The sequence below is a fragment of the Paenibacillus sp. Y916 genome (assembly GCF_056786435.1).
In genome coordinates this window covers 65,814-78,891 of the sequence record NZ_JBXCJA010000011.1, presented here as the reverse complement: position 1 = coordinate 78,891, position 13,078 = coordinate 65,814, and the positions used below count along the sequence as shown (strand labels likewise).

Below are 13,078 nucleotides of genomic sequence, written 5' to 3'. Positions count from 1 at the left end.
CTTCCTCTTTCAATATAAGGGTTTTACATGGTGTTCGGCATGAAATCCAAAATACCGGAACTTGCCCGTACCCCATTTACTTCCATCAATAATTTTATTATCTTTATGTATAATCTGAACTATCCCTATGCTTTACAGGTGAGTTTCATCTCGCTGTTGATTATCATTGCTTCTATTGTTTTCTTCATATACAACTTGCGCATTTCGGAGTTTGCTCATTTTTTGTGAAATTTAAAATATATATGACCCTTCCTTCCAAAGGTATTGATGCATAATAAGTATCATGTGTTCCTGTAATACCTGAAGCTGCAGAACCATTATCGGAATCTAATGTTATTAATCTAGATCTACCCAATGGTATATTCAAATACTCATCATTAGTTACGCTACTATGATTGGGCATTTGTTTAAGTATATTAAAGTTATCTATATAGTTAATTGCTCCAACGGTTCCGAGATTCTCTCCAGTGTCATCAATTCTAAAATCTATCGATCCACTGTCTCTCGGATCGGTTAATGTCTTCGAAGCTATAAGATTCCCTTCTTCACTAAAACCCTCGATATCAAAAGGAACTGAAGTTGACGATGGCAGAAACACGAACCATATCATTTTTCCTGGGTCCACTTCAATCAATTTAGCGATATATTCGCCATTTCCCTTAGTATCAACGGTTACGCTCTTAATCAATAGGTCTAGAACATCTCCAAAAACCATGGGAAAGGGAGTCGTGATATGATCCATTTTAGGCATACTCATATAATTTAATGCAGACTGAGTTTGGATAGCATTACCGCTTGAGAAACCACCACCCCAAACCCATTTCCAACCGATCCATGTTTTTCGTGCATACTCTACCTGAAGATTACTTGAATCTTCTTGATTAAATCGTTTCACAAATAAAAGCATGCCCCCTTCTACAGGTTCTCGGTGGATGAATTGCATCGATGGAATGCCTCTAAACTTTTGAATAGCATCTTCTGGTGTCTTACCGAGTGGAATGTGAATTGTACTGTTCAGCTCCATCGCATGAGACATGCGGCGATCTGATAACCCACCAGGTCTATCGTTCACGAATACAAGTGCACAGAATATAATAATTGAAGACAAAATCAGTGTGGTAGTAATCCAGCGTATTCGTTTGTGCTTGATTTGTAATTGCATACCCTACCTCCACTACAACTTATTTAATATAGATCCTAATAATAAATTTACAATCCACTCATTTATCATTTTCCGAAAGAAGACTTCCACCTCAATGAATGTGAAGGGCGAAGCTCAGTGAGTAGGTGGGAGATGAATTTCGGTTGGCGATAGCCAAATACTTCCTTTGTATGATATAATAGAACGAACGTTCTCGATATGATGGAGGTATGACTCATGTTAGTACATAAAGCATACAAATTTCGTATCTATCCAAACAGAAAACAAGCAGAACTCATACATAAGACCATCGGTTGTTCAAGGTTCGTCTTCAACTTTTTCCTTACCAAACAGAAAGAAAAAGATGCCTATTGGTACATCGTTGAAGAAATGAGACAGAATGGTCAACTACCATCCAACAACTGGAAGGGTACCTTTTTCAATAAATATGAGTCTGTCAAAGCTGTGCGTGAATTAAAAAATACTATTCTTTTCTTAAAGAAGTAGATAGTATTTCCCTTCAAAAATCGGTTGAAAACTTAAGCGATTCATACCAACGCTATTACAAAAAGAAAAACAAACAACCACGTTTTAAATCAAAAAAGAATCCTGTTCAATCTTATACAACCAAGTATACGAATGGAAATATAGCTGTCATAGAAAATCACATAAAGTTGCCTAAACTTGGATGTGTTCGCTTTGCCAAAAGTCGTGAAGTCGAAGGTCGCATATTGAGTGCTACCATCAGACGTAATCCATCAGGTAAATACTTTGTTTCTATAACGACTGAAGTCGAAGTAATGAAATCTCCTAAAACAAACTCGATCATTGGAATCGATCTAGGCTTACAAGATCTTGCTATTTTCTCGGATGAAACGATCCATTGTAACCCTAAGTTTTTCTACATGTTTGAAAAGGAATTCGTTAGGTTGGTGTTCTTAGGAATCTCCCACTTCAAACAGACCGTAAGGTCGGTTAAGTGGTGAGTAGTTCAATATACGCTGAAAGCCAATACATAGTTCTTATGAAGATGAAGTGATTTCTGATCGAAAACGCTAGACCCCTTCCCTATTATCCTGAAGCTGAATTACCGTATGTGCGGCTTCAACTCCATTTACTGTCAGAGTAATACGGTGTTCTCCTGGATAATGACGGCGGGTTGTTAGATCTGCCCAGCGATGCGTTCTGGTACCATTCAGGCGCGCACCACCAGGCACTATTTTATCTGCAAGTAGAAATAGCTTACGGGAGGTCTGCCCTCTCGCCTTCACGAAGTCAATTCCGTATTCTATACGAATTCGCACCGGATTGCCTTCCCGGATATGAAGTTCGTAGCGAAGCTCACAATTCTCACCAATGGATAGTACAGAGTGATCTACTAATAAGGAAGCAAAGGTGACAAGAGATTCACCTTCATTGGCTTTCGCATAACCGAACAATGCTAGTGCCTCCGGATTTGCCTTACGAATTAAGGTTCGGCAAGCATGTCGAATGATCCAGTCCGTATGCGGATGATTGCCGATCCAGCGACGACCCGTATCAAGTACAACCGAAGGGTGGTCTTTGGCGATGTCATTCAGGTTGTTAGCAACGCTCTTAAGAACATAACGCGAAGAATCCTCCTTTAGTAACTCAAGAACTGGCAGTAGTGGAGTTGGGTCAGTCTTGTAAATGGAAAGTGCTTGCCCCCACGGTAGACGAGGACGACACCCTTCGCTTGCAAGGCGCCGGACATGCTCATCTGGATGTTCCGCCCACACTACCATTTGACTCATCATTCGTTCCGGTGAGCGCAACAGAAACGACCTTACAGCAAATTCTGCTGATGACTTTGAAGTGAATCGTTCCAAAGCAATCATGGACAACTCCCAGTGTTCCTCGGCCTGCCCATACACTTCCACGAAATCCGGGAAGAACAGATATGGGAATCCGACGCATGTCTCGTCTATTGCAAATAGTATATTCAATGCCTCATCATACTGAATCGGTAGATTCTTTCCAAGTGTCTCAGTAATCCTCCGAATACGTTCCTTTAACTTAAGCTCATCCCAGCTATTATTTAAGGTAGCGGAAATAAATGCTTCTGTGTCAAATGCCTCATACACGCCATACACCTTTTCGCCAAATTGACGCAGGAATGCTTCGTGATACATATCTTTTAAAGGTTCAGCCATTCGTTATCTCCTCTCGATGATAGTTACAGCGCGACAATGCGAGTATTTTTCCAGATCATCATCTTACATCAATATATTCCCATTAGATCTAGCCAGTGTTAAAATAACAGAAAGGATAACTTAATTAATACCTACCGTTTGGAGGTTTCTATCGTGAAAAAATCTTCTGGAAAAGCCCTCAAGTATTCTACTTTTATATTGGCTATCGTAATGTTTGTGATTATTGGATTGGTATTGAAAAGTCAATTGCAAATCAAGATGTTAGATTCTACGGATTTGTCTGGGTTGAAGGTTGAGGATATTGAACTGTTGTATAATATCAATACTATTGATATGACCAAGTATACCAAGAATAACAGTTTCGAAGGTAGGAGTTCTAATAATTCACACTATCAATATTTCGAACATTTTTATATCGTATCCGACGATAGTGGTAATATTGTCAGATTACAGACTTTGTCCGATAAAGGTATACAAAGTTTCGATCGTGGTATTAGCGATTTACACGATGTTGAGAACAAACTTGGAAAGAGTTATGTTGTCAAAAATTACGACTCGGCCCAAGGTCTTACCTCTAGAATATATTACGATAAAGTCAATCGAACCAAAGCTGTTTTTGTATATTCTAAAGCAGATCAAACCTATAAGAAAATAGTGTGGATAATTTTAGAAATATACTAATGAAGTATTGAAGCGAACCCATAAGTGATTCGCTTCGCTAAGTAGTACTTTTCGGTAATCAATAAACCAAGCGTTATATACTCTCCTGCTTTAGTGCATCAATAATATTTTCTCTTTTAACTTTTGAGCTAGAATATAACATGGCTGAACTCACGATGACAAAAACCGCAATAATGACATACACGATACTCGTCCATGGAAGTGTGAACCGATAGCTAAAGCTATTCATCAATGCTCTGTGGATCAAATACATAACCGCTATACTGATCGGAAGTCCATAGAGTAACGACTTTATTCCATAAAATACACTTTCATAATTCATCATTTTGTTAAAGCCTTTAGGTGTCATCCCCACAGATTTCAGCATCGCAAATTCACGTTTACGAAGGGATATGCTCGTCGAGATCGTATTAAAAATATTAGCAATTGAGATCGATGTAATTAACACGATAAAGCCATACGTGAATACGGACATTAACAAGATCATTTGTTCTTCTTGTTGTCTATTTTTATAAAGATTATGAACGTAAATATTATTTTCCTTCATTTCCTCGATGTCCTGTTGTGTTGCTATTGGATCGGAGCTTTTCAGATAAAGCCTAGTTTGAACATCGATATTCTCGATATTAGCTGTCAATTCATCTATCACTTGTTCGGAGGTAATGATATTCAAGCCTCCGATTCCCGCCGGATTAGTTCCCATAGGTAATTGATCCGTCAATGCCCCTATTTCCACACTTTTTAATGACGTCTCTTCATTTGTTTCCCAGTTCGAAATGTGCAGATTAATGCTTTGGCCAATCGTCGCATGAATAGTCTTTGTTTCCACATATTTACCTGCTTGAGCATCCTCATAAGGAATCGTATCTACTACAATAGCCGCTAATTTCTCCGGATTTATCAGTTGTTCATAATCTGTTCGAATGGCTTTCGCATAAGCTCTTAGGCTCTGTTCATCTAATGCATCTAGCCTAATAAAGTAAGGATACTTCCCATTCACAAGTATACTAGTATCATTCTTCAGCGTCTCTTGCAATAGATCTGCGATCGCGGTTTCTTCAATCCAAGCGGAGAGTCCTACAACTTTTGACACGCTATACTCTGTAACGTCGTTTAGGGATACGATCGAGTTTATCAATTGATCATCTTTACTAGTCTCCCCATTTCCCATGAATACTTGAATATCATAATTCACGCCCGCCTGAGAGAGCTCAAGTGATTTCTTCAAGTTGTCGGTGAAATAGGATACCGCTAAGAATAACACAATACTAATCACGAGCGAGAACACTGTCGCTTGATATCTACGCCTATTTCTTTTTAAATTTTTCAGACCCAATTCTGCTTCGACACCGAATAGTTTGCGAACGAACTTGGACGTTTTCACTACTTTCCCTGTTAGCTTAACATCGGTTGTTTGACGAATCGCATCAATAGCACTGATCTTAGAAGCTCTTCTTGCTGGTAAATACGTTGAAATGAAAATCGTCAGCATGGAAACGCCACAGGCAACCAATATTGATAATGGTGTGACGGATACCGTTAAACTTTCTGTCATCCCTAATACATCTTGGATCATTGAATTAATGAACAAAAAGGTAATACCGATTCCTACAATACCGCAAATGATTCCAATGGGGATACTGATCAATCCAATAATTGCTCCCTCAAAAAAAACCGAGTTTTTCTTCTGTCGATTCGTAGCTCCTACGCTCGAAAGCATACCTAAATGACGGGATCGTTCTGAAACAGAAATAGCGAACGCATTATATATTAATGAAACAGAACCAATGATAATGATCGTCATAATGATCGCTGACAATGAGAAAAGTGTTCTGCTCAGACCATCGTTATTCGTCATACCATAATAACGTAATAAACTATTATTGAAATCAAAAGAATCAATATTGTGTTTCTTGGCTAAATCCTTTGCGTGAGTGTATAAGGAGCTTTTGACCTTTTTCAATACAACTGTCGCATTAACGGTGTCGTCTGTACCAATCATGCTTTCATCCACATAACTGAGGATCGTGTACCCGGGCGCCCAGGTAGGTTCCCACGTCGGTCGTTTGATGAAGCCTACAACCGTGTAGTTCACCGTTGTTATGTTAGTTAATGTTTCGTGGATCACATCGTTTTCACGTTCTAATTGGGCGGATTGTGTTAGGGCTTGATCATTACCCTCACCTTCTGTCGCAAATCGTTCGCCAACTTCAAGTGCTAAGTGATCTCCAATCTTATATTCTACTTTGGCATTCGTAGCAACGGCCTCCGAAATAACCACTTCATTGGCTGCTAGCGGTAGCCGCCCAGCACTCAATTCAATTGGAAACTGGTTGAAACCTTTTATATTATACTCCTTGATAAATAAATACGGCTTGTTTTCATTTTGACTACCTTCCAAATACGCATAACCACGATCTCTTGAAATGACTAGTGTTTCTGTTGCTTCATCCGTTTTAATCGCTTCAAGCTGAGTTGGGTTCACGTTTTTGTAAAGGACATGCCATTCTCCTTCACTTGCGATACTTTGCTTTTGCAATAATCCCATAAAAGATACAGCAAGAGTTGCAACAGCCGTCACCATGGCCACTGAAATAATGACGCCTATAATGGTAACTAATGTTCGTCGTTTATTTTGTTTTAAATGTCGAATTGTTAATTTATTAACAATGTTCATGGACGAATCACCTCGTCCTTGGCAATCCTTCCATCTTCAATAGTAATGACTCGATCCGCTTGCAGTGCAATCCGTTCATCATGTGTGATGATAATCAACGTTTGATTAAAGGTTTTATTAAACATTTTCAATAAATCAATGATTTCATTACCATTCTTACTGTCTAGATTTCCGGTTGGCTCATCTGCCAGCATAATCGCAGGATTGCTAATCAACGCCCGACCAATCGATACTCGTTGCTGTTGTCCGCCAGAAAGCTGATTGGGCAGATGGTTTAGGCGATTGTCCAAATTTAAAGTCTTCACGATATCAGCAAATTGCTTCTTATCTACCTTATGCCCATCAAGCAATAAAGGTAGTGTAATATTCTCTTCAACGGTTAGGACAGGAATAAGATTATAAAACTGATAGATCAAGCCTATTTGTCTCCGTCTAAAGATCGCTAATTGTGTTTCATTCAGGTTATAAATGTCTGTGTTATCAACGAACACATTTCCACTTGTAGGTCTATCGACACCACCCAGCATGTGCAGAATCGTTGATTTTCCAGATCCAGACGGACCGATAATAGCGACGAACTCCCCCTTTTTCACTGAAAAAGAAACATCATCAAGAGCCTTTACCGCCGTTTCACCTTTCCCATACGTTTTAGAAAGATGTTCAATTTTTAATATATCCATTGTAAGACCTCCATTTATGCTAATGGGATCAGTATAACTAGCTAAGATGACTATCAAGTGACTGTTAAATGACTATCCAGTCACTTAGACGGATTATCGAACTCTATCGTGCTTCGTTTGAGAATCCGTCTTAAGTAACTTGTTTGTAAAACTTAATCCGGAACTGTGTACCTTTCTCTGCATCGCTCTTCACATCAATATCTCCGTTTTGACTTGTAATAATGCTATGAGATAAAGCAAGCCCAATCCCGATACTATCTTCGCTGGCATTCTTTCCTTTATAAAAACGTTGAAAAATATAAGGTATATCTCCTTTGGGGATCCCCTTACCATTATCCGCAATCATAATTTCCGTAAACAGTGCATTCTCTGAAAAAGAAATGGTGAGCTTCCCATCCACTGGGGTGTGCTCTACAGCATTTTTAAAAATATTCATAACGGCTTCCGTTGTCCAATTCAGATCGCCGAGAAATGTGACCGTAGATTCGCCCTTTATTGAGAGTCTTTGTTCCTTAATGTCCATCGGAATGAGCACAGGTTCTAATGCTTTTTGAATAAGCTTTTCCACCGAAATAGACTCTTGTTTAAAATGTACCGTTCCAGCGTCAATCTTTGAAAACTTTAATAACGAAGAAACAAGCCATCCGATTCGTTCGAGTTGAATAATAATATTGTGAGTGAATTCTTTTCTTTTCTCAGTAGGTAATTCTGCATCGCTTAATAAATCTGCCATCACGGTCATGGAGGTAAGTGGGGTTTTGAGCTGATGAGATATATCAGAAATAGCATTGGTAAGTCGTACTTTATCTTGTTGTAAAAGTGAGCTCTGTTCAGATAGCATTAGCGTCACTTTATAAATATCATTCTTGAGAATACTAAGTTCACCTTCTTGATTATCACGAACATCAAGCGAATAATCCCCACCACTAATTTGACGTAAATAGCCAGAGAGTTTTTCTATTTCACGATATCTCCATCTGGTAAATACTAAGTTGCAGCCAATTAACGATGCTGATGTGATAAAAGTTAGTATTGCAGCATGTAATGAGATCATCGACGCTGCAACCACTATCGCAACAAAACTGATACAGCACATCGTAAGTATAATCATTTGAATCTCTCGATTACGTAACATGTTAATCACCTACCTTATAACCTAAACCACGTACTGTTTTGATAATCGTTGGAGCTTGCGGATGATCCTCCAACTTTTCCCGTAATCTTTTTATGTAAACCGTTAGCGTATTGTCATTCACGAAGTCTCCTGCCACATCCCAAATCCTTTCTAGTAGCTGACTTCTTGAGAGAACTTGTCCAATATGATTCGCAAAGATCAGCAATAAACGATACTCCAAGGCAGTCAATGGAATCTCAAACCCATTCTTATAGACCTTTCCTTCCAACGTATTAATTCTGACATTGTCTATTTCAATAATCGATTTAGTCTGAGTCTGTTTATGGTATCTCCGCAAGACCGACTTGATCCGCGAGAGGAGTTCACGAATACGAAATGGCTTTGTAATATAATCATCTGCTCCCATGTCTAGCCCCATCACAACATTGACCTCATCATCAATCGCGGTTAGGAATATGACTGGAATATCACTTTTCTCTTTCACTATCTTACATAATTCGTATCCACTACCATCAGGCAGTGATAAATCAAATAAACATAAATCGAATTGATCTAACTGTTCTGCTAACACCTTTTTGGCAGATGTAACATCCAAGCAAAGAACTGTGGAGAATTGATCTTGTTGCAGCGAATATTCAAGCCCAGAGGCGATCGTTTTATCGTCTTCCACAAGCAAAATTTTCATTGATAATCATCCTAACTTTATTTTACTTTGAGGAAACTAATGATGAATAATTATTGTATCATAAAATGTCACGTGTACTTAATGAACAAAGAAGAACCCGCAATAAATGCAGATTCTTCTTATTTGGTAAGTTTGATTACTTACTGTAACACAATCGTATCCCCAACGTTAAGCCCTGAGAGTATCTCTGTTTTGTCTGAAGTTTCCAGTCCAATCTCTATATCTCTTCGTTCATATTGACCATTGCCCATGTCCAGCATAACGTAAGCTATGTCACCCTCACGGATAATTGCAATATTAGATACAACGGTGGCCTTCTCCTTGCGGACGGTCTCAATCTCACCATTCAGACTAAGGCCACCAATAAGATGCTCGTTAGGTTGAAGGGTGATGACTACTTCAAATTGGGGCACTGCATTCGTATTATTCTCGCCTGCAGCGGTGACAGCAAATTTAGATACCTTAGTCACCTCTCCAGACAGTTCTAATTCTTTCAACGTAGTCATTTTCACGACAACCTTCATACCTTCTTTAATACGAAAAATATCCTGTTCGCCCACTAGAGCGATGAATTCAAGCTTATTCAAATCAACAATTTTACCAATGTATTGGTTATCTGTAACGGAATGCGGACGCTCACTCGTGCTGTCATATAAGAAAATACCGGTTGCTGGGGATTTATAGACCGCTGTTTTTAGCTTATCTTTCTTCTCTGCAAGCTCCTGCTTCTGGATATCCGCGTTCAGTTTATTCAACTCATCATTTAACCGTCCTGTCTCTTGGGCTGCAAGTGCCTTTAAGCGTTCCGCCTCTGTCGCTCCAAGAGCTGTTTCCTCATCATTTTGTTGGCTTACGAATTCATTCAGTTCCGCCTCCAACTTTGCCTTACGATTTGTTGTTTCTTGCAATGCAATTTCATTCTTTAGTGTTGATTGATCTAGTATATACAGCACATCACCTTTCTTTACCTGATCTCCATTTTCAACTTTCCATTCCGTTACCTTGGAAGCGAAGGGGGCATATACGAGTGTTTCCTGCTCATACTTTGACTTCCCTTTTACCTGCACAGAATTGGTTATCGTTTCTTGAGTCACTTCAAAAGGGATAGCTTGCGGAATATCCATCGGTTCCATTTGTTCATTTGATTTATTCATGGTGAAAAATACAGTAACCCAATTCCTAAAACGATCAATACTATTATGATCCACTTTATGATCCTCTTCATTCATTCGGCTTCCTCTCAACTTGAAATTACTAATCTCGCTTAATTGCCGTCAGCGGATCGGTTCTGGATGCACTAATTGCTGGATAAATTCACGATAGCACCCCTGTCATTAAGGCAAAAGCTATGCCCACCGGGAGCGTCATAATCGGAATAAATATAATATCGCCTTCACTTGGATCTGTGCCTGCTTGTGTGCCAACTAGTTGATTAATCCCAAATACAATCAAGTAGGATATCAGTACACCCAAAATACCACCCATTAATCCGAGCAAAGCAGTCTCAGTAATAAACATATTGCGGATTTGCCCCATGTTGGCTCCTAGAACCTTCATAATGCCGATCTGACGTCTTCGCTGATGTGTAGACATGGTCATCGCAACGATAATGGAAATTGAAGCTATGATTAGCGCCCCACCAGTATCGTAAACGATGGATCAATCATTGTTTTCGTCTGGAACTTGCTGCTACAAACGTTCATAATCCAATAAATACTTAGCAATTGCCCGAGAAACAGCAGATATGACAAAAACTAAAGTACTTTTACCGATTAGAACATCCATTCTTGCCATTACATTAGCCTCCATTCTATCCCCATATTGCATGAATTCAGATTGCTCAGTAAATAAAAGAATGCTTGGCATACATCTATAAAGCAAAAATCAGTTATTGACATCGCACGCCCCCTGGTGATATATTGTGCATGCACAACATGCACAATAATAAAGGGGTGAAGAAAATGTACGTGTTAGATGTTAAAAATATAACAAAAAAGTATGAACACTTTTCGTTACAAGACGTGTCTTTTCAACTAGAAAAAGGTTATATTATGGGCTTTATCGGAATCAATGGCGCAGGGAAAACAACGACCATCAAATCGCTTCTGAATTTAATCAGTTTGGACAGCGGGGAGATACATATTCTGGGGAGGAACATTAAGGAGCACGAAGTCGAATTGAAACAAGAAATAGGCTACGCCTTTGGAGACATGGACTTTTACACCCGCAGTAAAATCAAAACGTTAACGAAAATAATCAAAACATTTTACCGGAATTGGAACGATGAAACCTATCATAAATATCTGAAAAAATTCAATCTGAATGAAAATAAAAAGATAGCCGAATTATCAACCGGAATGAAGGTCAAATACAACCTGGCCCTTGCTATGTCGCATGGTGCCAAACTTCTTATATTGGATGAGCCGACAAGCGGACTTGATCCGGCTGCCAGAGACAATCTGCTGGGTATTTTTCAAGAGCTTGTACAAGACGGAGAAATTAGCATCCTGTTCTCCACCCACATCACATCTGACCTGGAGAAATGCGCCGATTATATTACCTATCTCCATAACGGCCAGATTATCAATAGCGCCATGAAAGAAGATTTTGTGGATGCGTATCGTCTGTTGCATGGTAAAACAGAACAGCTAGAGTTAATCAAAGACCGCTTGATTTCCTACAAAATCAATTCTTTCGGCTTCACAGGTTTGATTCATACCAAAGATTATGATCCGTCCTCAGGTATTAGTTCCACCGTCCCTAATCTTGAGGGAATTATGATTAACTACTCGAGAAAGGATGAGGTATATGTATAACCTGCTGCTGAAAGAACTAAAATTAGGTGTAAGTCCTTTCTTTTACGTACTGCCGTTTTTGCTAGGTGCTTTAATGCTAATTCCGGGATGGCTTTATTTTATTGTTATTCTTTACTTTTGCTTTATTACGATACCGAATATATTCGGAGGCTATAAAAGTCAGAATGATCTTATGTTCTCAAGCATGCTGCCTGTAACTAAAAAGGATGTAGTCAAAGCGAAGGTAGCTTTTATCGTCATTCTGGAATTATTGCATGTTGTTACCGCTGTTATCTATGGGCTGATTAGTGTCCGCATCTATACGGATGCTGATTACTTTTTCTTTGCTCCATCCATTGGTTTTTGGGGCCTGTGTCTGATCATGCTGGGGATCTTCAATATCATCTTTTTTCCTATGTATTACAAGACTGCGTATAAATACGGCGCTGCTTCGATTGTATCCATGATTGCTGCCACACTGTTCGCCGGGGCCGCTGAATGGCTGGGCATACAAAACCCGACAATGTATGATCTATTCAAAGGAAACGGTGCTGACAATTTGGCCATTCAGCTCTCTATCCTGCTCGTTGGCATTGGCGTTTTTGCAATACTTACGATTTTCGCTTATCATATTTCCAATAAACGATTTGTTAAAGTGGAAATTTAATGAACATTGATATTTCGAACACATCTGAGAAACCGATCTATCAACAAATATTCGAACAAATCAGCGCCCAGATTCTCAAGGATGAGTTGGAAAGCGGCTATAGTTTGCCGCCCATCCGTCAAGCAGCCGTCGAGCTTCGTGTCAGTATCATTACCGTGAAAAAAGCATGGGAAGAGCTCGAACGATGCGGTTTGATTTATACGGTGACTGGTAAAGGTTGTTTTGTCACCGAGCTTTCATCCGATGAGATGCTCCAGAAGCGTAATGAAATGATTCTGAAACAGATGACGGTCGACATTTCCTATTACAAATCCTTTGGGCTCACCATAGAAGAAGTGTTTGAGCTTATGAAGGAAGTTTATTGATAGTGTTTTCCAATCTTTTATAAGGGCTGTCTCCGCTAGTAGATTTTCTACTAGCGGAGACAGACGCTATTCATTCTC

The 13,078-nt window shown here is 39.3% G+C and carries 12 protein-coding genes and 2 pseudogenes; 5 read left to right on the top strand and 9 right to left on the bottom strand.

What is annotated here, in order from left to right:
• Positions 1-184: 184 nt before the first annotated feature.
• The gene (locus AC1TO9_RS19380; protein WP_482060219.1) at positions 185-1,162 is read right to left on the bottom strand and encodes a hypothetical protein; all 978 of its coding nucleotides are present in this window, start codon (positions 1,160-1,162) and stop codon (positions 185-187) included.
• Between the two features lie 216 nt (positions 1,163-1,378).
• Between AC1TO9_RS19380 and AC1TO9_RS19375 the strand changes: the two are divergent.
• Positions 1,379-2,067: pseudogene (locus AC1TO9_RS19375) on the top strand (RNA-guided endonuclease TnpB family protein); the annotation flags it as partial.
• Positions 2,068-2,196: 129 nt separating this feature from the next.
• Here the strand turns inward: AC1TO9_RS19375 and AC1TO9_RS19370 are convergent.
• Complete coding sequence (locus AC1TO9_RS19370; RefSeq protein WP_482056885.1) at positions 2,197-3,315, bottom strand: DNA alkylation repair protein; 1,119 nt, start codon at positions 3,313-3,315, stop codon at positions 2,197-2,199.
• Positions 3,316-3,525: 210 nt separating this feature from the next.
• Here AC1TO9_RS19370 and AC1TO9_RS19365 point away from each other — a divergent pair, with 210 nt between their 5' ends.
• On the top strand, positions 3,526-3,996 hold the full coding sequence (locus tag AC1TO9_RS19365; RefSeq protein ID WP_482060218.1) for a peptidase M56: 471 nt from the start codon (positions 3,526-3,528) through the stop codon (positions 3,994-3,996).
• 73 nt (positions 3,997-4,069) lie between these two features.
• On the opposite strand, the gene AC1TO9_RS19360 is transcribed toward AC1TO9_RS19365, so the two are convergent.
• The 7 genes and pseudogenes from AC1TO9_RS19360 to AC1TO9_RS19330 form a co-directional block, all read right to left on the bottom strand.
• On the bottom strand, positions 4,070-6,673 hold the full coding sequence (locus AC1TO9_RS19360) for an ABC transporter permease (protein ID WP_482060217.1): 2,604 nt from the start codon (positions 6,671-6,673) through the stop codon (positions 4,070-4,072).
• Entirely contained in the window at positions 6,670-7,353 is a 684-nt protein-coding gene (locus tag AC1TO9_RS19355; protein WP_482060216.1) for an ABC transporter ATP-binding protein, read from the bottom strand. The genes AC1TO9_RS19360 and AC1TO9_RS19355 overlap by 4 nt, the downstream gene beginning before the upstream one ends.
• 130 nt (positions 7,354-7,483) lie before the next feature.
• On the bottom strand, positions 7,484-8,488 hold the full coding sequence (locus AC1TO9_RS19350) for a sensor histidine kinase (RefSeq protein ID WP_482060215.1): 1,005 nt from the start codon (positions 8,486-8,488) through the stop codon (positions 7,484-7,486).
• Between the two features lies 1 nt (position 8,489).
• A complete protein-coding gene (locus AC1TO9_RS19345) occupies positions 8,490-9,173 on the bottom strand; it encodes a response regulator transcription factor (RefSeq protein WP_482060214.1) in 684 nt (227 codons plus the stop codon).
• A 140-nt stretch (positions 9,174-9,313) separates the two neighbouring features.
• A complete protein-coding gene (locus tag AC1TO9_RS19340) occupies positions 9,314-10,402 on the bottom strand; it encodes an efflux RND transporter periplasmic adaptor subunit (protein WP_482060213.1) in 1,089 nt (362 codons plus the stop codon).
• Positions 10,403-10,427: 25 nt separating this feature from the next.
• Positions 10,428-10,805: pseudogene (locus tag AC1TO9_RS19335) on the bottom strand (ABC transporter permease); the annotation flags it as partial.
• A gap of 57 nt (positions 10,806-10,862) precedes the next feature.
• Complete coding sequence (locus AC1TO9_RS19330; RefSeq protein ID WP_482056892.1) at positions 10,863-11,039, bottom strand: hypothetical protein; 177 nt, start codon at positions 11,037-11,039, stop codon at positions 10,863-10,865.
• A gap of 95 nt (positions 11,040-11,134) precedes the next feature.
• Between AC1TO9_RS19330 and AC1TO9_RS19325 the strand changes: the two genes are divergently transcribed.
• Genes AC1TO9_RS19325 through AC1TO9_RS19315 form a run of 3 tightly spaced genes read left to right on the top strand, consistent with a single transcriptional unit; the run spans position 11,135 to position 13,000 of the window.
• On the top strand, positions 11,135-11,989 hold the full coding sequence (locus tag AC1TO9_RS19325) for an ABC transporter ATP-binding protein (RefSeq protein ID WP_482060212.1): 855 nt from the start codon (positions 11,135-11,137) through the stop codon (positions 11,987-11,989).
• Positions 11,982-12,635 (top strand): ABC-2 transporter permease, encoded by a 654-nt coding sequence (locus tag AC1TO9_RS19320; RefSeq protein WP_482060211.1) that lies wholly within the window; start codon positions 11,982-11,984, stop codon positions 12,633-12,635. Before AC1TO9_RS19325 ends, AC1TO9_RS19320 begins: the two co-directional genes overlap by 8 nt.
• A complete protein-coding gene (locus tag AC1TO9_RS19315) occupies positions 12,635-13,000 on the top strand; it encodes a GntR family transcriptional regulator (protein WP_482056895.1) in 366 nt (121 codons plus the stop codon). The genes AC1TO9_RS19320 and AC1TO9_RS19315 overlap by 1 nt, the downstream gene beginning before the upstream one ends.
• The last annotated feature ends 78 nt before the right edge of the window (positions 13,001-13,078 follow it).